This is a genomic window from Streptomyces sp. NPDC005374, assembly GCF_042872225.1.
Classification (GTDB): domain Bacteria; phylum Actinomycetota; class Actinomycetes; order Streptomycetales; family Streptomycetaceae; genus Streptomyces.
In genome coordinates this window covers 475,198-499,148 of record NZ_JBIAKA010000003.1, presented here as the reverse complement: position 1 = coordinate 499,148, position 23,951 = coordinate 475,198, and the positions used below count along the sequence as shown (strand labels likewise).

At 70.2% G+C, this 23,951-nt stretch carries 23 protein-coding genes and 1 pseudogene; 16 read left to right on the top strand and 8 right to left on the bottom strand.

Annotation, left to right across the window (positions count from 1 at the left end; genetic code table 11):
* Positions 1 to 211 precede the first annotated feature (211 nt).
* The 14 genes from ACFYRX_RS10560 to ACFYRX_RS10495 all read left to right on the top strand — a co-directional run bounded on the left by ACFYRX_RS10560 (position 212) and on the right by ACFYRX_RS10495 (position 13,054).
* Entirely contained in the window at positions 212 to 1,501 is a 1,290-nt protein-coding gene (locus tag ACFYRX_RS10560) for a GAF domain-containing protein (RefSeq protein ID WP_389097959.1), read from the top strand.
* A gap of 149 nt (positions 1,502 to 1,650) precedes the next feature.
* Positions 1,651 to 2,946 (top strand): hypothetical protein, encoded by a 1,296-nt coding sequence (locus ACFYRX_RS10555; RefSeq protein ID WP_389097958.1) that lies wholly within the window; start codon positions 1,651 to 1,653, stop codon positions 2,944 to 2,946.
* Positions 2,947 to 2,963: 17 nt separating this feature from the next.
* A complete protein-coding gene (locus ACFYRX_RS10550) occupies positions 2,964 to 3,536 on the top strand; it encodes a GNAT family N-acetyltransferase (RefSeq protein WP_389097957.1) in 573 nt (190 codons plus the stop codon).
* Positions 3,537 to 3,663: 127 nt separating this feature from the next.
* On the top strand, positions 3,664 to 3,747 hold the full coding sequence (locus ACFYRX_RS10545) for a putative leader peptide (protein WP_349817346.1): 84 nt from the start codon (positions 3,664 to 3,666) through the stop codon (positions 3,745 to 3,747).
* A 125-nt stretch (positions 3,748 to 3,872) separates the two neighbouring features.
* Positions 3,873 to 5,570, top strand: coding sequence for a nitrite/sulfite reductase (locus ACFYRX_RS10540; RefSeq protein WP_389097956.1), 1,698 nt, complete (start codon positions 3,873 to 3,875; stop codon positions 5,568 to 5,570).
* Positions 5,567 to 5,755 (top strand): hypothetical protein, encoded by a 189-nt coding sequence (locus ACFYRX_RS10535; protein WP_389097955.1) that lies wholly within the window; start codon positions 5,567 to 5,569, stop codon positions 5,753 to 5,755. Before ACFYRX_RS10540 ends, ACFYRX_RS10535 begins: the two co-directional genes overlap by 4 nt.
* Positions 5,752 to 6,459 (top strand): phosphoadenylyl-sulfate reductase, encoded by a 708-nt coding sequence (locus ACFYRX_RS10530; protein WP_389097954.1) that lies wholly within the window; start codon positions 5,752 to 5,754, stop codon positions 6,457 to 6,459. The genes ACFYRX_RS10535 and ACFYRX_RS10530 overlap by 4 nt, the downstream gene beginning before the upstream one ends.
* Entirely contained in the window at positions 6,459 to 7,022 is a 564-nt protein-coding gene (gene cysC, locus ACFYRX_RS10525; protein ID WP_389097953.1) for an adenylyl-sulfate kinase, read from the top strand. Before ACFYRX_RS10530 ends, cysC begins: the two co-directional genes overlap by 1 nt.
* Positions 7,019 to 7,957, top strand: coding sequence for a sulfate adenylyltransferase subunit CysD (gene cysD, locus ACFYRX_RS10520; RefSeq protein ID WP_389097952.1), 939 nt, complete (start codon positions 7,019 to 7,021; stop codon positions 7,955 to 7,957). Before cysC ends, cysD begins: the two co-directional genes overlap by 4 nt.
* Positions 7,958 to 7,959: 2 nt before the next feature.
* Positions 7,960 to 9,297, top strand: coding sequence for a sulfate adenylyltransferase subunit 1 (locus ACFYRX_RS10515; RefSeq protein ID WP_389097951.1), 1,338 nt, complete (start codon positions 7,960 to 7,962; stop codon positions 9,295 to 9,297).
* A 222-nt stretch (positions 9,298 to 9,519) separates the two neighbouring features.
* Complete coding sequence (locus tag ACFYRX_RS10510) at positions 9,520 to 10,632, top strand: aliphatic sulfonate ABC transporter substrate-binding protein (RefSeq protein WP_389097950.1); 1,113 nt, start codon at positions 9,520 to 9,522, stop codon at positions 10,630 to 10,632.
* Between the two features lie 10 nt (positions 10,633 to 10,642).
* Complete coding sequence (locus ACFYRX_RS10505) at positions 10,643 to 11,446, top strand: ABC transporter ATP-binding protein (RefSeq protein WP_389097949.1); 804 nt, start codon at positions 10,643 to 10,645, stop codon at positions 11,444 to 11,446.
* Complete coding sequence (locus tag ACFYRX_RS10500) at positions 11,433 to 12,311, top strand: ABC transporter permease (protein WP_389097948.1); 879 nt, start codon at positions 11,433 to 11,435, stop codon at positions 12,309 to 12,311. The genes ACFYRX_RS10505 and ACFYRX_RS10500 overlap by 14 nt, the downstream gene beginning before the upstream one ends.
* A gap of 5 nt (positions 12,312 to 12,316) precedes the next feature.
* A complete protein-coding gene (locus ACFYRX_RS10495) occupies positions 12,317 to 13,054 on the top strand; it encodes a sirohydrochlorin chelatase (RefSeq protein WP_389097947.1) in 738 nt (245 codons plus the stop codon).
* 4 nt (positions 13,055 to 13,058) lie between these two features.
* On the opposite strand, the gene ACFYRX_RS10490 is transcribed toward ACFYRX_RS10495, so the two are convergent.
* Positions 13,059 to 14,060: a ketopantoate reductase family protein gene (locus ACFYRX_RS10490; protein ID WP_389097946.1), complete on the bottom strand. Its 1,002-nt coding sequence runs from the start codon at positions 14,058 to 14,060 to the stop codon at positions 13,059 to 13,061.
* Positions 14,061 to 14,121: 61 nt separating this feature from the next.
* Here ACFYRX_RS10490 and ACFYRX_RS10485 point away from each other — a divergent pair, with 61 nt between their 5' ends.
* Entirely contained in the window at positions 14,122 to 15,012 is an 891-nt protein-coding gene (locus ACFYRX_RS10485) for a transglutaminase-like domain-containing protein (RefSeq protein WP_389097945.1), read from the top strand.
* Here ACFYRX_RS10485 and ACFYRX_RS10480 read toward each other — a convergent pair.
* A complete protein-coding gene (locus tag ACFYRX_RS10480) occupies positions 14,957 to 15,322 on the bottom strand; it encodes a DUF4440 domain-containing protein (RefSeq protein ID WP_389097944.1) in 366 nt (121 codons plus the stop codon). The genes ACFYRX_RS10485 and ACFYRX_RS10480 overlap by 56 nt on opposite strands.
* Positions 15,315 to 15,863, bottom strand: coding sequence for a DUF1697 domain-containing protein (locus ACFYRX_RS10475; RefSeq protein WP_389097943.1), 549 nt, complete (start codon positions 15,861 to 15,863; stop codon positions 15,315 to 15,317). The genes ACFYRX_RS10480 and ACFYRX_RS10475 overlap by 8 nt, the downstream gene beginning before the upstream one ends.
* A gap of 234 nt (positions 15,864 to 16,097) precedes the next feature.
* Between ACFYRX_RS10475 and ACFYRX_RS10470 the strand changes: the two genes are divergently transcribed.
* Positions 16,098 to 18,362, top strand: coding sequence for an MMPL family transporter (locus ACFYRX_RS10470; RefSeq protein ID WP_389097942.1), 2,265 nt, complete (start codon positions 16,098 to 16,100; stop codon positions 18,360 to 18,362).
* A 52-nt stretch (positions 18,363 to 18,414) separates the two neighbouring features.
* On the opposite strand, the pseudogene mgt reads toward ACFYRX_RS10470, so the two are convergent.
* The 5 genes and pseudogenes from mgt to ACFYRX_RS10445 all read right to left on the bottom strand — a co-directional run bounded on the left by mgt (position 18,415) and on the right by ACFYRX_RS10445 (position 23,809).
* A pseudogene (gene mgt / locus ACFYRX_RS10465) lies at positions 18,415 to 19,651 on the bottom strand (macrolide-inactivating glycosyltransferase).
* Between the two features lie 78 nt (positions 19,652 to 19,729).
* A complete protein-coding gene (gene erm, locus ACFYRX_RS10460) occupies positions 19,730 to 20,509 on the bottom strand; it encodes an ErmE/ErmH/ErmO/ErmR family 23S rRNA (adenine(2058)-N(6))-methyltransferase (RefSeq protein WP_389097941.1) in 780 nt (259 codons plus the stop codon).
* Between the two features lie 263 nt (positions 20,510 to 20,772).
* A complete protein-coding gene (locus tag ACFYRX_RS10455; RefSeq protein ID WP_389097940.1) occupies positions 20,773 to 22,044 on the bottom strand; it encodes an ABC transporter substrate-binding protein in 1,272 nt (423 codons plus the stop codon).
* Positions 22,044 to 22,877, bottom strand: coding sequence for a carbohydrate ABC transporter permease (locus ACFYRX_RS10450; protein ID WP_389097939.1), 834 nt, complete (start codon positions 22,875 to 22,877; stop codon positions 22,044 to 22,046). The genes ACFYRX_RS10455 and ACFYRX_RS10450 overlap by 1 nt, the downstream gene beginning before the upstream one ends.
* Positions 22,874 to 23,809: a carbohydrate ABC transporter permease gene (locus tag ACFYRX_RS10445; protein WP_389097938.1), complete on the bottom strand. Its 936-nt coding sequence runs from the start codon at positions 23,807 to 23,809 to the stop codon at positions 22,874 to 22,876. The genes ACFYRX_RS10450 and ACFYRX_RS10445 overlap by 4 nt, the downstream gene beginning before the upstream one ends.
* Positions 23,810 to 23,951: the final 142 nt, after the last annotated feature.

The window sequence follows — 23,951 nt, the reverse complement described above, 5'->3', positions numbered from 1 at the left end:
GCCGACACGGCACCACCCCCGCGTTGGCCAAAATGGCCGAACAACGCCGCTGCGAGACGGCGTTGGCTCAAGTTTCAACCAGGCCGGAACACTCCACCAGGGTTGCAGGGGGTTGCAACTTCCTGTCGTCTGTGGACGGACGGTGCTCTTCCCCGGGCGACGACCGGCACTATGAGACAGACAGTCAATGAACCGGAGACCGGGAGGACCTGTGCCGCTCTCGCCGACACACGTGACCCAGCTGGCCGCCGTGGACTCGGCACGCGCGGCCCGGGTGCTGAGCGAGGTCCGCTCCGCCACGCTGTCCGGCCGGCGCGCGCCGCTGGCCCCGCGCCCCGTGATCGAGGAGTCCTGGAGCCGCATGCTGCGCGGCGGCGTCGACCCCGACCACGATTTCCGGTCGGGGCTGCTGCCTCCCGAGGAGGTGCAGCGGCGCCGGGAGAGCACCCAGCTCAGGCAGATCCTGCCGGTGCTGCGGGAGGGACTGCTGTCGGTCGCGGACATCACCCACCACATCATGGTGGTCGCCGACGAGGACGCCAGGGTGCTGTGGCGGGAGGGCAGCTCCCCCGTGCTGCGCAAGGCCGACGGCACCGGCTTCGAACTCGGCGCCGACTGGCGGGAAAGCGTCGTCGGCACGAACGGCATAGGCACCCCGGCCGTGGTGCGCCACCCCGTCCAGGTCTTCGCCTCCGAGCACTTCGTGCGCTCGCAGACCTCCTGGACCTGCACCGGCGCCCCCGTCAAGGATCCGCGGGACGGCCGGCTGATCGGTGTGGTGGACGTGAGCGGGCCGCTGGACACGATGCACCCGGCGACGCTCTCCTGGGTCGACGCGGTGGCCAAGCTCGCCGAGTCACGGCTGCGTGAACTGCATCTGACCTCGCTGGAGCAACTGCGGGCCGTGGCGGCGCCGGTGCTCGCGCGGCTCACCGGCCGTGCCCTGGTGGTGGACCGGGACGGCTGGACGGCGGCGGTGACCGGAATGCCGTATCCGAACCGGATCGCCCTGCCCAAGTCGCCGTCGCCGGGCCGACGGTGGCTGCCGGCGCTCGGTCTGTGCACGCTGGAGCCGCTGGGAGGCGGCTGGTTGGTCCGCGCCGCCGACCAGCCGGAGCCGCCCGGCGTCACCCGCATCGTCCTCGACCTCGCCCTTCCGCGCCGCTGGACGGTGACGGTGTCGGGCGGCGCGGGCACCTGGAGTCATGAACTGAGTCCTCGGCACGCCGAGTTGCTCTACCTGCTGACCCTGCACCGCTCGGGCCGCAGTGCGGCGGGTCTGGCCGAGGACATGTTCGGCGATCCGGGCCGTACGGTGACCGTGCGCGCGGAGATGTCCCGGGTACGGCGATATCTCGGGGCGTTCCTGGAACACCGGCCGTATCGTTTCTGCGAGGATGCCGAGGTCGAGGTGCTGCTGCCGGGCAGCCCGGGCGACCTGCTGCCGCACTCCACGGCCCCCGCCGTGCTCGGGTCCCGCGCCTCCGGCTGGGCGAACTGAGCATCCCGAGTGGGCGACTTCCGCATAATTGCAGGGTCTTCGTCCCCATCGGCGCTCCACTGCCGTAGCATCCCCTACGGGTCACCCCACCTGCTCCTCGGTCAACGTACGGATCATCAGGCGCAGTTGGCCCGCGTCGGGAGGACGTTATGAAGCATCGCGGCAGACACCGCAGGCGCAGGCGGGGCCAGGCGCTGCGTGCCTTCCTGGCCGGGACCGCCCTCGCACTGACCGGCGCGGCCACCATGATCAGCGCCTCGCAGGCCACGGTGGCCGCCAACCCCGGGACCCTGAAGCCGCTCACCTCGGCCGCCGAGACGGCCCCGCTGCGGCTGAAGGAGACCCAGGTCCCGCAGCGCTCCCTCGACCGGCTCTCCTCCTCGATGGGACGTCCCGTCGGAGTCTCCGCCGTCCTCGACTCCGCCGACCGGAGCCTGCGGGACGCGATCGACTGTACGGCCGACGAGCGCCGGGCACTGCCCGTGACGCCCTCGGCCACCGCCGCGTACTGCTGGGACGCCGCCGACACGCGGTCCTGGCGAGCGGGCGCGGTCACCACCTCCGGGGACGCCGACGACGACGGCCTGTGGGGCGCCAACCGCGTGATCCTCTCCGCGTGGAGCCGCACCGGCACCGCGGAACGCGGCGGGGGCCTGGCCCGGGTCGCCTTCGTCGACGCCAACGATCTGAACCGGCTCACCTACTCCTGGGTCCTCCTCGCCGTCCCGGTCGACGGCGGGCGCGACTTCCGCGGCCTCGTCTCCCAGGTCTCCGGCATGGTCTGGTACGAGAACAAACTGCTGGTGACCGCAAGCGGCGACGGCGGCGACGCCCTGTACGTCTACGACATGAACCGCGTCCAGCGGGCCACCGTCGACAGCGGCGCGGTCGGCAAAGTGCGCGGCGGCTGGTCGGCGCACGGCGAGCAGTGGGTGCTGCCCGCCGTCGGCTCGTACCGTCTGACCGGCGGGGCGGCGGCGCCGCGCCCCGACTACCTCTCCCTGGACCGCAGCACCGTCCCGGACAGCCTGGTCGCGAGCGAGTGGACCTCCAAGGACGACGACACGGGCGCCCGGCTGTGGCGCTACGACTACAGCCGCGACCCCGGCCGCTCGGGACTGCTGGCCACCGGCACCGGCGGGTACGCGCGCCCGGCCGAGGCGTACGTCACCAAGGCATCCGGCTCCGGCCCCGTGCTGTCGTACGACTCCCAGTGGTACCTGAGCCGCCCGGCCGACACCGAGGGCGATCACGGCACCCTGTGGCGTCAGAACAGCTCGACCCCGGCGAAGACCACCCGCTGCGGCGTGGACGAGACGCGCAGCTGCTGGAGCGGGGAGTCGGAGTCGCTGTCGTACTGGGAACAGACGGGCGACGTGTGGTCCCAGTCGGGCCGTGTGCTGTTCGCACTGCCCCTGGCCTCGATCGACAGATCTCAGGGGTAGATGATTCCCTGACCGGCATGCCCAACATCGCCGTGACCACCTGGTCCCTGGAAATGACCGCTCCGACGGATCTCCTCCCCGCCGAGGCTCCTCGGGGTGACATCCGGATCGTCCGCGCCGAGGTCCCCTCCCCCGAGTTCAGCCGTTACCTCTACGCGTCCGTCGGCGGCGACATCCGCTGGACCGACCGGCTCTCCTGGACGTACGCGCGGTGGCTGGAGCACCTGGAGCGGCCCGGCGTGGAGACCTGGGTGGCGTACGACCACGGCACCCCCGCCGGCTACGTCGAGCTCGGACCGCAGGACGACGGCGTCGTGGAGATCGAGTACTTCGGCCTGATCCCGGCCTTCCGCGGCCGACGGATCGGCGGCCACCTCCTCTCCTACGGCGTCGCCCGCGCCTGGGACCTCGCGGACCGTTGGCCCGGTCTGCCGGACACCAAGCGGGTCTGGCTGCATACATGCAGCAAGGACGGCGAGCACGCGATGGGCAACTACCTGCGCCGCGGTTTCCAGCTCTTCGACACCAAGGTCGAGGAGGAGGCCGAGGTGCCCGCACCGGGCCCCTGGCCTGGGGCTTACCCAGCCTGACCTGCGGGAACAAGAGGGCTCGCGATCTTTGTGACCAACGCCACCCTCGTCTCGCCTGACGAGACAAGGGTGTCCACATGGCGGATAAAGCTGGACTGTGTCCAGAACGCCGTGACACGCTTCCGTCATGTCTGGAACTGGAATCGCCTTGGTGAGTCGGCGGCACGTCGATCTCGGCCGCATGTCCAGCGCCATCTGTCCGGTGCGCTGACGAGCCGCGGCGTCACCCGACACATCCTCTCGTTCTCCTCCCTGCGCAATGACGCGCATGTACACCCATGCGCCCGTACGCGCAGGTAAGAGCCGCTTCCCGCCTGTCCCGAAGGACGTACAACGATGGCCGCCACCCCGCAGAACCCTGCATCCGCAGCGCCCCGCCGCAAGGTGAGCCGTCACCGCGGTGAGGGTCAGTGGGCCGCGGGGCACCACACCCCGCTGAACGGCAACGAGCAGTTCAAGAAGGACGACGACGGTCTCAACGTGCGGACACGCATTGAGACGATCTACTCCAAGCGTGGCTTCGACTCGATCGACCCCAACGACCTGCGCGGCCGGATGCGCTGGTGGGGGCTGTACACCCAGCGCAAGCCCGGGATCGACGGCGGCAAGACCGCGATCCTGGAGCCGGAGGAGCTGGACGACAAGTACTTCATGCTGCGGGTGCGGATCGACGGCGGACGCCTCACCACCCAGCAGCTGCGGGTCATCGGTGAGATCTCGCAGGAGTTCGCGCGCGGCAGCGCGGACGTCACCGACCGGCAGAACATCCAGCTGCACTGGATCCGCATCGAGGACGTCCCGGAGATCTGGAACCGCCTGGAGGCGGTCGGCCTCTCCACCACCGAGGCCTGCGGCGACTGCCCGCGTGTCGTCATCGGCTCGCCGGTCGCCGGCATCGCCGAGGACGAGATCATCGACGGCACCTGGGCCATCGACGAGATCCACGAGCGGTACATCGGCAGCAAGGAGTTCTCCAACCTGCCCCGCAAGTTCAAGACGGCGATCTCAGGATCCCCGCTGCTCGACGTGGTCCACGAGATCAACGACATCGCCTTCGTCGGCGTCGAGCACCCCGAGCACGGCCCCGGCTTCGACCTGTGGGTCGGCGGCGGTCTGTCCACCAACCCGAAGCTCGGCGTCCGGCTCGGCGCCTGGGTTCCGCTGGACGAGGTGCCCGAGGTGTGGGCCGGTGTGGTCGGCATCTTCCGGGACTGGGGCTACCGGCGGCTGCGCACCCGCGCCCGTCTGAAGTTCCTCGTCGCCGACTGGGGCCCGGAGAAGTTCCGCCAGGTCCTGGAGGACGACTACCTCAAGCGCAAGCTGACCGACGGTCCCGCGCCCGCCGAGCCCTCGGGCCGCTGGCGCGACCACGTCGGGGTGCACCGCCAGAAGGACGGCCTGTTCTACGTCGGTTTCGCCCCGCGCGTCGGCCGCGTCGACGGCACCACCCTCACGAAGATCGCCGAGGTCGCGGAGGCGCACGGCTCGGGCCGGGTCCGGACCACCGTCGAACAGAAGATGATCGTCCTCGATGTCGAGGAGGCGCAGGTCCAGCCGCTGGTGGAAGCCCTGGAGGCGCTGGACCTTACGGCCAGGCCCTCGTCCTTCCGGCGCGGCACCATGGCCTGCACCGGCATCGAGTACTGCAAGCTCGCCATCGTCGAGACCAAGGCCCGCGGCTCCCAGCTCATCGACGAACTCGAGCGCCGCGTCCCGGACTTCGACGAGCCGCTCACCATCAACCTCAACGGCTGCCCGAACGCCTGCGCCCGTATCCAGGTGGCGGACATCGGTCTCAAGGGCCAGCTGGTCCTCAACGACCGGGGCGAGCAGGTCGAGGGCTACCAGGTGCACCTCGGTGGCGCCCTCGGCCTGGAGGCCGGGTTCGGCCGCAAGGTGCGTGGCCTGAAGGTCACCTCCGAGGAGCTGCCCGACTACGTCGAGCGCGTCCTGAAGCGGTTCCAGGCCGAGCGCGAGGACGGCGAGCGGTTCGCCGCCTGGGCCTCCCGCGCGTCCGAGGAGGCCCTGTCGTGAGCGAGCGGGCCGCCCCCTTCTACTGCCCCTACTGCGGCGACGAGGACCTCCGTCCGAGCGAGGCCCTGGACGGCGCCCACGGCGCGTGGGAATGCGCGGCATGCAACCGCGCATTCCAGTTGAAGTTCCTCGGGCTGCTCGCCCGGGGTCTTCGGCAGACCGACGCAGGGGGAGACCAGATATGACCGCGATCCAGGAAGAGCGCACGACCGACGATCTCAAGGCGCTGGCCGAGCAGGCGGGCCGCGACCTGGAGGACGCCTCCGCGCTGGAGATCCTCCAGTGGGCGGTCGACACCTTCGGGGCACGCTTCTGCGTGACCTCCTCGATGGAGGACGCGGTCGTCTCCCATCTGGCGTCCCGGGTCCGCAAGGGCGTGGACGTCGTCTTCCTCGACACCGGCTACCACTTCGAGGAGACCATCGGCACCCGTGACGCGGTCGAGGCCGTGATGGACGTCAACGTCATCACGCTGTTGCCGACGCGGACGGTCGCCGAGCAGGACGCCGAGTTCGGCCCGAAGCTGCACGACCGCGACCCCGACCTGTGCTGCAGGATGCGCAAGGTCGAGCCGCTGGAGCGGGGCCTTGAGAACTACCTGGCCTGGGCGACCGGCCTGCGCCGCGACGAGTCCCCGACCCGGGCGAACACCCCGGTCGTCGGCTGGGACGAGAAGCGCCAGAAGGTCAAGATCTCCCCGATCGCCCGCTGGACCCAGGACGACGTGGACGCGTACGTCACCGAAAACGGCGTTCTCACCAACCCGCTGCTGATGGACGGCTACGCGTCCGTCGGCTGCGCCCCCTGCACCCGCCGCGTCCTCGCGGGCGAGGACGCCCGCGCCGGACGCTGGGCCGGGCGGGCAAAGACCGAGTGCGGGCTGCACTGATGACCACCACCGACAAGGAGTCACACGTGACGACCGGAGCCACCGTCTGGCTCACGGGTCTGCCGAGTGCCGGCAAGACCACCATCGCGTACGAGCTGGCAGGCCGGCTGCGCGAGGAGGGCCACCTCGTCGAGGTGCTCGACGGCGACGAGATCCGCGAGTTCATCTCCGCGGGCCTCGGCTTCAGCCGCGAGGACCGGCACACCAACGTGCAGCGCATCGGCTTCCTCGCCGAACTGCTCGCCCGCAACGGCGTCAAGGCGCTGGTCCCGGTCATCGCGCCCTACGCCGACAGCCGCGAGGCCGTCCGGGGGCGCCACCAGGAGAGCGGGGCCGCCTATCTGGAGATCCACGTGGCGACTCCGGTCGAGGTGTGCTCCGTACGCGATGTGAAGGGCCTGTACGCCAAGCAGGCCGCGGGCGAGCTGTCCGGGCTGACCGGGGTCGACGACCCCTATGAGGCGCCCGAGACGCCCGATCTGCGGATCGAGTCGCAGGACCAGACCGTCCAGGAGTCCGCGGCGGCTCTGCACGCGCTGCTCACCGAGAGGGGACTGGCATGACGACGACCGTTGCCACGGTGGAGGAGGGTACGGACGCCCCGTACACCCTGTCCCACCTGGACGCCCTGGAGTCGGAGGCGGTGCACATCTTCCGGGAGGTGGCGGGTGAGTTCGAGCGGCCGGTGATCCTGTTCTCCGGCGGCAAGGACTCCATCGTCATGCTGCACCTGGCGCTGAAGGCGTTCGCCCCGGCGGCCGTTCCCTTCTCCCTGCTGCACGTGGACACCGGGCACAACTTCCCCGAGGTCCTTGAATACCGCGACCGCGCGGTCGAGCGGCACGGGCTGCGGCTGCATGTCGCCTCCGTGCAGGACTACATCGACCGCGGAGTGCTGAAGGAACGTCCGGACGGGGTGCGCAACCCTCTCCAGACCCTCCCGCTGACCGAGAAGATCCAGGCGGAGAAGTTCGACGCCGTCTTCGGCGGCGGCCGCCGCGACGAGGAGAAGGCCCGCGCCAAGGAACGCGTCTTCTCCCTGCGCGACGAGTTCTCCCAGTGGGACCCCCGCCGCCAGCGCCCCGAACTGTGGAACCTGTACAACGGCCGCCACGCGCCCGGCGAGCACGTCCGCGTCTTCCCGCTGTCCAACTGGACCGAGCTGGACGTCTGGCAGTACATCGCCCGCGAGAACATCGAACTCCCGGAGATCTACTTCGCGCACGAGCGTGAGGTGTTCCAGCGGGCCGGGATGTGGCTGACCGCCGGCGAGTGGGGCGGACCCAAGGACGGCGAGAGCGTCGAGAAGCGCCAGGTCCGCTACCGGACCGTCGGGGACATGTCCTGCACCGGCGCCGTCGACTCCGACGCCGAGACCCTGGAGCAGGTCATCACCGAGATCGCCGCCTCCCGGCTCACCGAGCGCGGCGCCACCCGCGCCGACGACAAGCTGTCCGAGGCCGCGATGGAAGACCGCAAGCGCGAGGGGTACTTCTAGCCATGAGCACCACCACCACGGAACTCGGCCTCACCGAGACGACCCTCCTGCGGTTCGCCACCGCCGGCTCCGTCGACGACGGCAAGTCCACCCTCGTCGGCCGCCTGCTGCACGACTCCAAGTCGATCCTCACCGACCAACTGGAAGCCGTCGAACGGGTGTCGGCCTCCCGCGGCCAGGAGACGCCCGACCTGGCACTGCTGACCGACGGTCTGCGCGCCGAGCGCGAGCAGGGCATCACCATCGACGTCGCGTACCGCTACTTCGCCACGCCGAAGCGCCGGTTCATCCTCGCCGACACGCCCGGTCACGTGCAGTACACCCGCAACATGGTGACGGGTGCCTCCACGGCCGAGCTGACGGTGATCCTGATCGACGCCCGCAACGGCGTCGTGGAGCAGACCCGCCGGCACGCGGCCCTCGCGGCGCTGCTGCGGGTGCCGCACGTGGTGCTCGCCGTCAACAAGATGGACCTGGTCGAGTACAAGGAGAGCGTCTTCGCCGCGATCGCCGAGGAGTTCACGGCGTACGCGCTGGAGCTGGGCGTCCCGGAGATCACCGCGATCCCGATCTCGGCGCTGGCCGGCGACAACGTGGTGGACCCGTCCGCGAACATGGACTGGTACGGCGGGCCGACCTTCCTGGAGCACCTGGAGACCGTCCCGGTCACCCACGACCTCAGCCACTGCCACGCGCGTCTCCCCGTGCAGTACGTGATCCGGCCGCAGACCGCCGAGCACCCCGACTACCGGGGCTACGCGGGCCAGATCGCCGCCGGTTCCTTCCGCGTCGGCGAGTCCGTGACGGTCCTGCCGTCGGGCCACGCGTCGAGGATCGCCGGCATCGACCTGCTCGGTGTGGCGGTCGACGTCGCCTACACGACGCAGTCGGTGACCGTCCTCCTGGAGGACGACATCGACATCTCGCGCGGCGACCTGATCGTGCCCAGCAAGGACGCGCCGCCGACCACCCAGGACATCGAGGCGACGGTGTGCCACGTCGCGGACGCCCCGCTGACCGTCGGCCACCGGGTGCTGCTCAAGCACGGCACCCGCACGGTCAAGGCGATCGTCAAGGACATCCCGTCCCGTCTCACGCTCGACGACCTGTCCCTGCACCCGCACCCGGGACAGCTCGTCGCCAACGACATCGGCCGCGTGAAGATCCGCACCGCGGAGCCGCTGCCCGTCGACTCGTACTCCGACTCCCGCCGCACCGGCTCGTTCATCCTGATCGACCCGAACGACGGCACCACGCTCACCGCGGGCATGGTCGGCGAGTCGTTCGCGTCCCCGGAGCCCGTCAAGGACGAGTCCGAGGACGACGGGTGGGACTTCTGACATGAACTCCACCGACTACTTCTCCACGTTCGCGAAGGAGGGCGGCCGCGTAGGCAGCGGCGCGCTCGGCAGCGGGCAGGGCGGGGTGGCGCGATGTGTGCGCTGACGTACGCGCACCGCTTGCGCGCCCCGTCCCCCCACAGCCGTAGACGCAGACCTGCCGACCTCCCGGCCACGACCTGAGAGACCGTGACCGCCGGGCCTCCGAGAGGAACACCTCCCGTGCCTGTCAACCGCTCAACGCTCCTTCGCCGCGGAATCGCCGTGGCTGCCGCACTTCCGCTTCTGACGCTCGCCGCCTGCAGCTACGGGTCCGACTCCACGGCGGACAACGCCAAGGAGAAGGTCGCCGCCGGCTCGTCGAAGATCGACGGCCTCGGCTCCGTCAAGATCGGCTACTTCGGCAACCTGACCCACGGGACCGCGCTCGTCGCGCGTGAACAGGGTCTGTTCCAGAAGGAGCTGGGGGCCACCAAGGCCGCGTACCAGATCTTCAACGCCGGCCCCTCGGAGATCGAGGCCCTCAACTCGGGCTCGATCGACATCGGCTGGATCGGCCCGTCCCCGGCCATCAACGGCTACACCAAGGCGAACGGCACCAACCTGCGCATCATCGGCGGTTCGGCGTCCGGCGGCGTGAAGCTGGTCGTGAACCCGAAAAAGATCAAGTCCCTGAAGGACGTCAAGGGCAAGAAGATCGCGACCCCGCAGCTGGGCAACACGCAGGACGTGGCGTTCCTCAACTGGATCGCCGACCAGGGCTGGAAGGTCGACGCGACCACCGGCAAGGGCGATGTGTCGGTGATCCGCACCGACAACAAGATCACCCCGGACGCCTACGCGTCCGGTTCCATCGACGGCGCCTGGGTGCCGGAGCCGACCGCGTCCAAGCTGGTCGCGGAGGGCGGCAAGGTGCTGCTCGACGAGGCGTCGCTGTGGCCGGACAAGAAGTTCGTGATCACGAACATCATCGTGCGGCAGGCCTTCCTCAAGGAGCACCCGAAGGCCGTCGAGGCCGTGCTGAAGGCCTCGGTCGAGGCCAACAAGTGGATCAACGCCAACCCCGACAAGGCGAAGGCCGCGGCGAACAAGCAGCTGGAGGCGGACTCCGGCAAGGCGCTCAAGGCGAGCGTCCTGGACCCGGCCTGGACGTCGATCCAGTTCACCGACGACCCGCTGGCCGCCACCCTCAACACCGAAGCGGAGCACGCCGTGAAGGCCGGTCTGCTGGAGAAGCCGGACCTGAAGGGCATCTACGACCTCACGCTCCTCAACAAGGTCCTCAAGGCCGAGGGCGAGAGCACGGTCGACGCCGCCGGTCTCGGCACCAGCTGATTCCCGCCCGATGAGTTCCCAGGAGGTGACGACCATGACAACGACCCTCGTCAAGGCCGAAGAGTCGGTGGAGTACGCCGCTCGCCTTGAGCACGTCTCGAAGTCCTTCGCAGGACCGGGCGGGCAGCAGCTCGTCCTGGACGACATCAGTCTCGATGTCGCGCCCGGCGAGTTCGTCACTCTCCTGGGGGCCTCGGGCTGCGGCAAGTCCACGCTGCTGAACCTGGTGGCGGGCCTGGACAAGCCGACCGTCGGATCCATCGCGACGGACGGCCGCCCCGCCCTGATGTTCCAGGAACACGCCCTCTTCCCGTGGCTGACCGCGGGCAAGAACATCGAACTCGCCCTCAAGCTCAGGGGAGTTGCGAAGAGCGAACGGCGCGAGAGGACCGAGGAACTTCTCGAACTCGTCCGCCTGAAGGGCGCGTACGGCAAGCGCGTCCACGAACTGTCGGGCGGTATGCGCCAGCGTGCGGCGCTGGCCCGGGCGCTCGCCCAGGAGAGCAACCTGCTGCTGATGGACGAGCCGTTCTCGGCCCTCGACGCCATCACACGGGACCTGCTGCACGACGAGCTGACGCGGATCTGGACGGAGACCGGCGTGTCCGTCCTCTTCGTCACGCACAACGTGCGCGAGGCGGTACGGCTCGCCCAGCGGGTGATCCTGCTGTCGTCCCGCCCGGGACGGATCGCCCGCGAGTGGACGGTCGGCATCCCGCAGCCGCGGCGCATCGAGGACGCGCCCGTGGCCGAACTGTCCCTTGAGATCACCGATGTACTGCGTGGGGAGATCCGCCGTCATGGCCAGCACTGAGACGACGCCGGTCCAGGACTCCGGGAGCGTCGAGGCGGGCCTCGACGCACTGGAGACCACGGCCACCGGCCGTACTCCCTTCAGCCAGACCTTCAAGAACAAGATCCTGCCGCCCATCATCGCCGTCGCCGTGGTGCTGGCGGCCTGGGCCCTGCTCTACCCGGTCGTCGACAACCCGTCGAAGCTGCCCTCCCCCGGCGACGTCTGGGGCGAGGTCGAGGACCAGTGGCTCAAGGGGACCCTGTTCTCGTACATCTGGGGCAGTGTCTCCCGCGGTCTGCTCGGCTTCCTGTTCGCGCTGGCCATCGGGACGCCGCTGGGCCTGGTGGTGGCGCGGGTGAAGTTCGTGCGCGCGGCGTTCGGCCCGATCCTGTCCGGTCTCCAGTCGCTGCCGTCGGTCGCCTGGGTGGCGCCCGCGGTGATCTGGCTGGGCCTGGACAACTCGGTGATGTTCACGGTGATCCTGCTCGGCGCCGTGCCGTCCATCGCCAACGGCCTGGTGTCGGGTGTCGACCAGGTGCCCCCGCTGTTCCTGCGCGCGGGCCGCACCCTGGGCGCGACGGGACTGCGCGGCACCTGGCACATCGTGATGCCGGCGGCGCTGCCCGGCTATGTGGCCGGCCTGAAGCAGGGCTGGGCGTTCTCCTGGCGGTCGCTGATGGCCGCCGAGATCATCGCCCAGTCGCCGGACATGGGCATGGGCCTCGGCCAGCTCCTCGAGGTGGGCCGCACCAACAGCAGCATGGCGACGGTGTTCCTCGCGATCCTGCTCATCCTGTTCGTCGGCATCGCGATCGACCTGCTGATCTTCAGCCCGCTGGAGCGGTGGGTGCTGCGCAGCCGCGGTCTGCTGGTGAAGAGCTGAGTCCCATGAAGCCCGTTCTCCTGGTCATCGCCCACGGCAGCCGCGACCCGCGGCATGCCGCGACGGTGCAGGCCCTCGTACGCCGGGTGCGCTCGCTGCGCCCCGGTGTGCGGGTGGAGACGGGCTTCCTGGACTTCAACATCCCGTCCGTGCAAGGGGTGTTGGAGTCGCTGGCGGCACAGGGCGTGCGTGAGGTCGTGGCGCTGCCGCTGCTGTTGACGCGCGCGTTCCACGCGAAGGCCGACATCCCCGCGGTGCTGCGGGCCGCGCCGCCGCAACTGCGGATCCGGCAGGCGGACGTGCTGGGCCCGTCCCCGCTGCTGCTGTCCGCGCTCGAACGGCGCCTGTACGAGGCGGGGTTGGCGCCCGCCGACAAGTCCTCGACCGGGGTCGTGCTGGCCTCGGCGGGGTCCACCGACCCGGAGGCGATCGCAGTGATCGCTGACATCGCGCGGGAGTGGCGGCACACCGGTTGGTGCGCCGTGCGGCCTGCGTTCGCCTCCGCGGCTCTGCCCCGCACCGAGGACGCGGTGCGGGAACTGCGGGACCTTGGCTGCTCCCGGGTCGCCGTCGCCCCGTACGTCCTGGCCCCCGGCTTCCTCCCCGACCGCATCGCACGCGGCGCGGCGGACGCGGATGTGCTGGCCGGGGTGCTGGGAGCGGCTCCGGAGGTGGCGCGTGTGGTGCTGCGACGGTACGACGCGGCCACCTCGGCGCGGGCGCTGTTGTCAGTGAGCGCGTAGACCCTCAGCCCGCGTCGGCCAGCCGCACCAGGTCCCTCAACGGCATCGATCCGGCCGCCCTGCGCTCCCGGGCGAAGGTGTTCGCCAGGTGCTGGAGGAGTTCGTTCAGCGGAGTCGGTACGTCGTGCAGGCGCCCGAGCAGCACGATCTCGCCGTTGAGGTGGTCGGCCTCGATGGTGCCGGTGCCCCGGGTGAGGGACTGCCAGGAGGAGCCGCCGCCGCGCGGGGCGCCGTCGAGGGGCACGAGGTCGACCTTGTGGCCGCGTACGGCCCGCTGTTCCTCGCCGCTCGCGTACGCGATCCCGGCGGCGTCGAGGACGGCCGCGCCCTCGGCCCGTACCCGCTCGACGAAGCTCAGCGCCTCCTCGCCCTCGACGGGACCGGTGACCGCTTCCACGGCGTTGGCGAGGTTGGACAGCAGTTTGGCGTACTGCCAGCGGGCGAGGTCCGGCACCACCGGTGCCTCGAACGGCGCCTTCTCCAGGTCGGCGGCGATCCGCCGGACCCTCTCGTCCGTGCCGTGCGGGTACACGCCCAGGTGGAGGATGCCGGTGAGGGGACTGCCCGCGGCGGAGACCAGTCCGGGTTCCACGAAGGTCGCCGGCAGCCAGACGCAGACGCCGTAGACGTGCCGGAAGCGGCGCAGGGCGATCCGCTGTCCCTCCACGCCGTTCTGCGCGCACAGCAGCGGCAGCCGCCCGGCGGCCGTGCCGCCGCCTTCGACCGGGGCCGGGCCCCAGGTGTCCAGGGCGCTCTCCGTGTCCTGGGTCTTCACGGCGAGGAGGAGGACGTCGTCGGGCCGCAGCGCACCGAGTTCCCCCGGCCCGTCCACGACCGGCAGCCGGTACGTGAACTCGCCGTCCGGCACCCGCAGTCGTAGTCCGCCGTCCCTCAGGGCCGTGTACTGCGCGCCCCGCGCGACCAGAACGACCTCGTGTCCGGCCCCCGCGAGCCGCCCGCCGACGGCCCCGCCGACCGCCCCTGCCCCGATGATGATGTAGCGCATGGGACGAGCCTCGCACAGCGGTGTTGACCTTGTCCCTGGGGCAGGGTCGAGCATCCTCGGCATGGACGACCACCTGAAGCACACGCCGTACAGCGACCCCGGGGATCCGGACATCGGCGGGCTGCCGCGTGATGCCGCCGAACTCGCCCGTCTCGTACGGGGGTTGATGATCCACCGTGGGGAGGGGGAGCTCCTGGGGTACGACATCCCGCGGGAGCGGCTGCACCAGGACGCCGAGTCTCGGTACGTCACCGGGATACTGCGGATCCTGCGCGAGCGCTCGGACCGGCCGCTCACCGAACCGCGGGAGTGCGGGGAGCGGTTCGTCGGGACGTGCCGGGACTTCGCCCTGCTGCACGTCTCACTGCTGCGGGCGACGGGCACCCCGGCGCGGGTGCGGGGAGGCTTCGGCACGTATTTCGTCGACGGCTTCCACGAGGACCACTGGGTCAGCGAATACCGGCTGCCGGACGGCAGTTGGCGGTTGGTCGACCCGCAGGTGCTGCACCCCGGATACGACCTGGACTTCGATCCGCTGGATGTGCCGCGTGACCGGTTCCTGGTCGCGGGGGACGCCTGGCGGGCCTGCCGGGAGGAACGCGCCGATCCCCTGACGTTCGGGGTCAGTTGGATCGACCGGATCAGGGGCCTGTGGTACGTCCGGCTCGCCGTCCTGCACGACCTGGCCGCCCTGAACGGCGTCGAGGTCCTGCCCTGGGACGGCTGGGGTCCCGAGATCCTCGACGACGCCTCCCTGACCGGGGAACAGTGCGCACTGATCGACGCGGTCGCCCGGGCGGACGACGAGCGGGAGGTGCGGCGGCTGTACGCGGACCCGCGCCTGGCCGTGCCGGACGCGGTGACCTCGTACACCACCTACGGCGGTGTACTGCAGGTCATTCTGCGAACGGCGTCGCCTGGTGGAAGTAGAGCAGCCACCCGCTTGGACTGAGCCGCCACAGCGAACTGCGGTGCGCGCGGCGGCCGTTGCGCTCGGTGTCGAAGGTGAGATGAACCAGACCGGGCGCGAGCTCGGCCCCCTGCATCTCCGACACCACGATCGGCCCGGCCCCCGTGTCCGCCTCCTCGGCGAGGGCGGCGATGATCGACGCCCGGCCCCAGCGCCGGCCCGACGCGCCGAACTCATGGAACTCCGGGTGCAGCAGCGCGCCCGTCAGCTCCGGCGAGACCCGCACGCCGGAGTCGAGAAGCCGCAACTCCCGCTCCACGGCGGCCTCGACGGCGGCGTCCCGGTCAGGCACCGGTCATCTCCACCAGCTTCAGCACGGTGTTCCAGTTGCGGGTCGTCGCGATCACACCCTTGTTGATGCGCGGCTTGGACAGATGCGCGGCGAGCTTGGAGCGGCCGAGACCGTCGGGGGCGTACAGGTACAGGGCGCGGTCGCCGAGGCGGAACTCCTCGGGGAGGTAGGCGCTCTGGTCGATCTCCGCGAAGCGGTCCGGGGTGACGGGGCTGGAGAAGTAGGTGACGTGGAGCTGCTTGCCCTCCAGTTCGGCGGCCGGGAAGGGGCAGTCCTCGGCGATCGCCTTCAGGTAGGCGTGGTCGCGGACGATCACGTCGACCGGGAAGCCGAACCGCTTCTCGATCGCGCCGGTGAGCTCGGCGGCCAGGGACTCCTCGTCGCCGTGGTCACTGGTGAACACCGCCTGGCCGCTCTGCAGGTGGCTGCGCACACCGCCGTGACCGAGGCCTTCCATCAGGGCGCGCAGGTCGGCCATGGGGACCTTCCTGCTGCCGCCGACGTTGATTCCGCGCAGCAGCGCCGCATAGGTCGTCGTCATCCGCACACCATAGGTCGGCTCTCGCCCGGACCCCGAGCACCTCCCCGCAGAAGCCTCGGCAGATGTAAGGGCCACGGTCCTCCCCAGTACGGAGGGCTCGCGGTCCCTTGGGAGGAGCCGACGGTCCTCGCACTTCACCGGGCAGCACGACGAGACGGGTTTATCCGCGCCATACCTTCATAACGAAAGGTGACGGCAGGGGGCTGTCACCGCTCACGAGGGGGCAAGCCCATCATGGGGAACGGAGATACACGGGTGCGGGGCCTGGCCGCCCGGGCCGGCGGCTGGAGCGCGCGGCACCGATGGGCTGCCGTCGGTATCTGGGTGCTGTTCGTCGTCCTGGCGATGGGGCTCGGCTCGGCCGCGGGCCGGGTCGACGTCAAGGACAGCGACCAGCTGAAGGGGGAGACCCACACCGCCGCGAAGATCATCGAGGACGCCGGGATCGACGAGCCCGCCAGTGAGACGGTGCTGATCCAGGCCAGGGACGCCGGCGGCAAGTCGACCGACACCGACTTCAGGGCCGCCGTCACCGCGGTCGTCGCGGCGGTCGAGGGCACCGGCAAGGCCACGGACGTGACCTCGCCGTACGACACCGGCACGATCTCGAAGGACGGCCGCAGCGCGCTCGTGCAGTTCGACATGCGCGGCGAGGCGGACACCGCGGGCGACCGGGTGGAGCCGGTGCTGAAGGCCGTCGAGGGGGTGCAGAAGGAGCACGAGTCGCTGCGGATCGAGGAGATCGGCGGCGCCAGCATGAGGAAGACGTTCGACGACGCGTTCGGGGACGACTTCGAGAAGGCCGAGATCTCGGCGGTGCCGGTGGCCCTCGGCATCCTGCTCATCGCCTTCGGTGCCGCGGTCGCGGCCCTGCTGCCGGTGCTGCTGGCGGTCACCGCGATCATGGCGACGATGGGTCTGATGGGCATCGTCAGCCATGTCATGCCGATGAGCGACACCGCCAACTCCGTGATGCTGCTGGTGGGTCTGGCAGTCGGAGTGGACTACTGCCTGTTCTATCTGCGCCGTGAGCGCGAGGAACGGCAGGCCGGACGGGACCCGCAGACCGCCCTGAGGATCGCCGCCGCCACCAGTGGCCGCGCGATCGTCGTCTCGGGCGTCACGGTGTGCGTGGCGATGGCGGGCATGCTGTTCACCGGGCTCGCCGAGTTCGAGGCGATGGGCCTGGCCTCGCTGATGGTCGTGGCGGTCGCCATGGTGGGTTCCGTCACCGTGCTGCCCGCGCTGCTCTCGCTGCTGGGCGAGCGGGTCGAGAAGGGCAAGATCCCCTTCCTGCACCCGGAGAGCCGGCTGCGCCGCAAGCGGGGCGGCAACCGGGAGAGCCGGTTCTGGACGACCGTCCTCAAGGGCGTCCTCGCCAAGCCCGTCGTCTCGGTCGTGGTCGCGGCCGGCGCGCTGCTCGCCATCGCGGCGCCCGCGGTCGGCATGAAGACCCAGAACCTCACCCTGGACCAGGAGTTCGGCGACTCGCTGCCGATCGTGCAGACCTACAACCGGGTCAACGACGCCTTCCCGGGCGGCTCCGAGCCGGCCGAGGTGGTCGTCAAGGCGGCCGACATCAACGCCCCCGAAGTCACCGGCGCGCTGGCCGACTTCAAGGCGAAGGCGATCTCCTCGGGCGCCTCGCGCGGCCCGGTCGAGATCAAGCTGCACGACGCGCAGAACCTCGCCTTCGTCTATGTCCCGCTGGTGGGCGGCTCCGACCTCGACAAGGCGGGCGCGAGCCTGGACAAGCTGCGTGACGAGGTGCGTCCGGCCACGCTGGGCAAGGTCGACGGCGTCGAGGCACCGATCACCGGGCAGGTGGCCGGTTCCAAGGACTTCAACGACCAGCTGGCCGGAGCGGTCGTCCCGGTCTTCGCGTTCGTCGTGGTCTTCGCCTTCGTGCTGATGCTGCTGTCGTTCCGCTCACTGACGATCGCGATCACCTCGATCGTGCTCAACCTGCTGTCGGTGGGCGCCGCCTACGGCATCCTCGTCGCCGTGTTCCAGCACGGCTGGGGCGCGTCCCTGGTGGGGGCGGAGGGCGTCGGCGCCATCATCACCTGGCTGCCGCTGTTCCTCTTCGTGATCCTGTTCGGCCTGTCGATGGACTACCACGTGTTCGTGGTCTCACGGATCCGCGAGGCGCGTCTGCGGGGCCGCAGCACGAAGGACGCGATCCAGCACGGTGTGGTCACCACGGCGGGTGTCGTCACCAGCGCCGCCGTCATCATGGTCGCGGTGTTCGCGATCTTCGGGACCCTGTCCATGCAGTCGATGAAGCAGATGGGTGTGGGCCTCGCGGCCGCGGTGCTCATCGACGCGACGATCATCCGGGGCGTACTGCTCCCCGCGGTGATGGCACTGCTCGGCGAGCACAACTGGTACCTGCCGAAGTGGCTGCACAGGCTGCCGGACCTCACCCACGACGAGGCCGTGGACGCCGTGGCGCTGCCCGCGGCGCGGGACGGCGAGGGTGAGCGCGTGAAGGTCTGAACCCCCTTGTACTGAGGGCCCGTTGGCCACCGGGGAGCCAACGGGCCCTCACTCATGCGGGCAGTGCCGCCTCAATGAGGTCGGCCGCCCTGCGGGTGCCGCCCTCCTGGGCCATACCGGCCTGAACCTCCTTGAGTCTGCGGGTGACTTCGGGATCGTCCACGAGCGCGAGGGCAGCCTCCCGGAGCGCCTCCGCGGTGGCGTTCTCGGTGTCGATGCGGCGGGCCACACCGAGTCCCTGCAGCACGTCCGCATTGCCGAACTGGTCCACGGCCTGCGGTACGGCGATCATCGGAGTGGCGGTCGCGAGCCCCTCCTGGCTGCCGCCCGCACCGGCGTGCGTGACGAACAGGTCGGCCTGCTTGAGGATCGCCAACTGCGGTACCCAGGACCGCACTTCGACGTGGTCCGGTACGGCGCCCAGTTCGGCGGGGTCCACGTGCTTGCCGATCTGGAGCACGAGATGCCAGCCGGGCAGGTCACCGAAGGCTTTGAGGCATTCCTTGTAGAAGTCGGGCTGCTTGGTGAAGGCGGAGCCGAGGGAGACGAGGACGACCTTCTCCGCAGAGGCCGGCCTCTGCCACTCCCCCTGGGAGTCCCGGTCGCCCTGACAGGCACCGACGAAGCTGTGCACGGCCTCGTCCACGTTGTCGGCGTTCCACTGGAGCGCCTTCGGGATCAGGACGAGGGAGCGGTCGGGGCGACCGGAGAAGTGGTCCGGGTGCTCGGTGATCCCGTTCTCCCTCAGCCAGTTCTCGAAGCGGGCGTAGTAGGCCTGCCCGCGCGCGGTCTTCCTGGGCTCGGCCCACATCGGTTCGAGGACCTCCTCCTCGTAGCCCTTCCAAGCGACCATGCTCGGCGAGAGGGAGATCGCCGGGACGCCCCAGCGGTGGGCGAGGACGCGGCCCGGGTAGGCGGTGATGTCGTGCAGGACGAGATCGGGCGCGTCACCGTCGTAGGCCTCGACGAGCTGCGGCAACGCCTGCATCGAGTCGGCGAGGAAGCGCTCCACGTAGTCGAGCAGTTCGGAGCCCCAGGCCGCCGGGTCGTCCTCGGGCCCGGGCAGGGTCGAGTTCCAGAGCTTCACCTCGGCCCCGGTCTCGGCGACCTTCTCGGCGAACAGGGGCGGAATGGCGTACGTGACCCGGTGCCCCCGCGCCACGAGCTCACGGATCACTTCCAGGCTGGGGTTCACATGGCCGTGGGCGGCGATGGAGAACATGGCGATGTGCGAGCGAGTGGTCATGGCGAGAAGGCTATGCGAGACGAGACGTCTCGTGCAATCCAATTGGGGGTTGCGCGAAGCGCACCCCTCAGGGGCGCGGGGAACTGCGCGACCAGCCCCCACGAACCCGCAGACGAACGACTCACACCGCCAGCACCTCGTGCAACCGCAGCCACCGTCCGGGCGACACCGCTCCTACGAGTACGGTCCGGTCCAGACCGGCGCTACGGAAAGCCGTGTCAACCCGTCGCCGGGAGTGGGTCCGGCGCAGGGACGCGTGCAGTGAGCCCCCGACCCCCGAGAAGCCGAGCTCCACCAGGTGTCGCCAGCCCGGCAGTGCGGTGGGCGTGAGCAGAGGAACCCTGCGGCGCTCGATCCGCAGGATCCCCGCGTCCACCTGCGGAACGGGACGAAAGCTGTGCCGCCCGACCCGCCCCACCAGACGCCACTCATGACGAGGCCAGCTCAGAACCGTCAGCCGGGTCCAACTCCCGTAGTCCCCGGTACGTTTGCGGGCGTACTCCAGCTGAGTAAGAAGCGTCGCGTCGGTGAGGGCCGGAGCCCTCAGACACCAGTCGACGATCGCGGAGGTACGGGAGAAGGGAACGTTCCCGACGACGGAGAACGGTGTCCGGGGCGGTGTCGTCGCGAGGAAGTCCCCCGCGACGACTCGGACTTGGGGAACGGCGGAGAAGCGGGCGCCCAGCCCCGGGACGAGCCGCTCGTCGATCTCGTAGGCAAGCAGCCGACGGCAACGAGGGGCGAGCCTTGCTGTCAACGCGCCCTCGCCCGCACCGACTTCGAGCAGCAGTGGAGCCGCTCGCGGGTCCGGCACCGCCAGCCTGGCGAGGCGCGCGGCGGCCGCCCGGTCGGCGAGGAAGTTCTGCGAGAGCGCGCGGGAAACGCGAGAGGGGCGGGCCATGGCCTGCGGTCCTTGTCTTCCGGAGGAGGGAGAAGGGCAGACGAAGGCCCTGGCCGGAAGACAGAGAAGGGAGAACGCAGTGAACCTGGCCGCGTGCGATCAGCGGCGGCGGGCGTGGCTCCCCGGACCGGTCAGGGCTCCGGGGCCACGGCGCTTCCGCTGGGAATGCGCACAGCCCCGGCCGAGACCGGAGAAGGAGATCGCGTTGTTCGCTGCCACGGACGGGACGTTAGGGCGCGGAGCCCCGCCCGGGCAACGGGTTTTCAGCGCTGGTAGCGGGCGAGCACCAGGTTCCCGTCGTCTTCCAGTCGTTTCCGCAGTTCAGCGAGGTCGATGGCGCCGCTGTAGTACTCCTGGAAGGCGGGGGTGGCGACCTTGTCCTTCCACTCCGGGTAGCCGCGCACGGACTGTCCGGGCGCCGACCGGAGGTGCGAGGCGAGGGCGGTGCCGGTCGCCCAGCCGTCCTTCGCGGTGTGGAGGGCGGGATCGGCGAGCGCCTGCGTGCCGGTGGGCAGCATCCAGTCCCCCAGGGCCAGCCGGACCATGTTCTTCGGCTGGAGCAGGAAGTCGACGAACGCGGCGGCCTCCTTCTTGTGCGGGCTGTCCTCGGCGACGGACAGGGTCTGCGGGCTGACGCCCTGGGTGAGCCCGTCGGCGCCGGCCGGGGCGGGCAGCACCTGCCACCGGAAGCCCTTCGGCGCCTGCTGCGCGATCTGCTGGCGGTAGGAGAACCCGAGCGGGACCATCGCGTACTTGCCGCCGAAGAACCCGGGCAGGGTGTCGGAACCGCCGCTGCCGAGCGTGGTGGGTGAGGCGCTGTGGTCGGTGTTCGCCTGGTCGTGGATCGTGCGCGGCACGGTCTCGTCGGCCTTCCCGAACCGGATGGAGACCTTGCCGTCGGCGCCCCGGTGGAACAGCTGTCCGCCCGCCGACAGGGAGAGGTTGAGGGTCGCGGAGACGGGCTCCTTCAGCGGCCAGGCCACGCCGTACTTGCCGTCTCCACTGAGCCGTCCGGTGATCTGCCGGAACTCCGCCCAGCTCCAGGGGTGTCCGGGGGTGGGGATCCGTACGCCGGACTCCTTCAGCCAGGTGGCGTTGGCGATCAGGACGCGGGGCTCCTGGAGGAAGGGCACGCCGTAGACGCCGTCGTCGAAGGTGGCTGTCTCCCAACTCCGTTGCGGGATGTCGGACTTGAGCCGCTGGGGCAGCAGGTCCGTGAGATCCGCGAGGTAGCCGCCGTAGGCGAAGTCCGCGAGGTCGTCGGAGGCGTCGTGGATGATGTCCGGGGCCTCCCCGCCCTCGAAGGAGGTGAGCAGCTGGTCGTGGACGCTGTCCCAACTCCCCTGCACGTACTCGACCTTGACGTCGGGGTGGTCTGCGTTCCACTCCTTCACGAGTTCCTTGTTGGCCGCGACGGACTCCTCCTGCCAGGCCAGGGACTGGAAGCGGAGGGTGACGGGCCTGTCCCCGGACGTCGTGTGGCTGGTGCAGCCCGCGAGGAGCAGCATCAGGACGACGATCCATCGTGCACGCATCAGTTCTTCACCGCCCCGGTCAGCATGCCGCCCGTGATCCGTCGTTGGATGATCGCGAAGATGATCAGTGAGGGAAGGGTGGCGAGGAAGGCCGCCGCAGCGAGCGGGCCGAGGTCGGCGACGCCCTCAGCGCCGATGAAGTGCGTGAGGACGACCGGCAGGGTCTGTTTCTCCGGTGTCTTCAGCAGGACCAGCGCGAAGAAGAACTCGTTCCACGCGGTGATGAACGCGAACAGTCCCGTCGCCACGAGCCCCGGCGCGAGCAGCGGTGCCGTCACCGACACCAGGGTCCTGAGGCGCCCGGCCCCGTCGACGGCCGCCGCCTCCTCCAGCTCCGTCGGCACGGCACGGACGTATCCGACGAGCATCCACAGCGCGAACGGCAGCGCCCACACGACGTACACCATCACCAGGCCCGTGAGGGAGTTGATCAGCCGCAGGTTCTTCAGCACCAGGAACAGCGGGATGATCACCAGGACGATCGGGAAGGCCTGGCTGACCACCACCCAGCCCGTGGCGGCCTTCGCGAGCCGGGTGCGCCGGCGGGCCATGACGTAGGCGAGCGGGGTGGCGATCAGTACGGCGATCACGGCTGCGGCGAGCGCGGCGAGCAGGGAGTTGCCGGCGGCGCGCAGCAGGGGCTGTTCGTCGAAGGCCTGGCGGAAGTTGTCGAGGGTGGGGTGCCGGGGGATCCAGGTGGGGTGCAGACTGCCCAGCTCTCGCGGGGACTTGAAGGCGGTGGAGACCAGCCAGAGGAAGGGGAAGGCGAGGAAGACGAGATAGGCGAGGAGGGCGGCGTACTGGCCGACGCGGCCGGTGGTGCTGGTCCTCATGCGTCGTCACCTCCCTTGAGGCGGCCCACGAGGAAGAGGGCGAGGAGGACGGAGACGACGGCGACCATCACGCAGCCCATCGCGGCCGCGTATCCGAACTGGCCGTAGCGGAAGGCCTCTTCGTAGGCGAAGAGCATGGGGAGGCGGGTGCGGCCGCCGGGGCCGCCGCTGGTCAGCACGTACACCAGGGCGAACGAGTTGAAGTTCCAGATGAAGTTGAGCGCGGTGATCGTGAGTGCGACAGGCCTGAGTGCGGGCCAGGTGACCGTGCGGAAGCGGCGCCAGGCGCCCGCGCCGTCCATCGCGGCCGCCTCGTGGAGTTCGCGCGGGGTGTTCTGGAGACCGGCGAGCAGGGTGACCGTGGTCTGGGGCATCCCGGCCCAGACGCCGACGACGATCACGGCGGGCAGCGCGGTGGACAGGCCACTGAGCCAGTCACGGCCGTCACCGAGCCCGAGGGTGCGCAGGGTCTCGTTGAGGACACCGGCGTCCGGGTTGTAGACGAGCCGCCACATCACACCGACGACCACCTCGGGCATGGCCCACGGGATGATCGCGAGGGCTCGGGCGAGCCAGCGCAGCTTGAGGTCCTGGTCCAGGAGCAGTGCGAGGCCGAGCGCCAGCAGGAACTGCGGGACGGTCACCCCGACCGCCCACACCAGACCGATCCGGAACGACTCCCAGAACAGCGTGTCGTGCAGCAGGTCCTGGAAGTTCAGGCCACCGATCCACTGTGTGGCCCGTGTCCGGCCCGACTGGGCGTCGGTGAAGGCCAGCATGATCCCGTACAGCAGGGGCCCCACGCTCAGCACCAGGATCGGGATCAGCGCGGGCAGCACCAGGAACCAGGCCCCGCGGTCGGAGGGCCGCCGTTCCCCCTCTGCGCGCGGCGGCCCCTGCGCCGGCCGCTTCGTCGCGGTCACCAAGGTCACGTATCGGGCTCCTTCGCACGGCTCGTGACGGTCCGGCCCCGGCCTGGGCCTCCGTCATGGTCGTGAAGGGCGTATGCACCGTCAAGACAGCGCGCACACCGGTCCACCTGTGGGAATGCGAGACTGGCCGGGAGGATGGCGC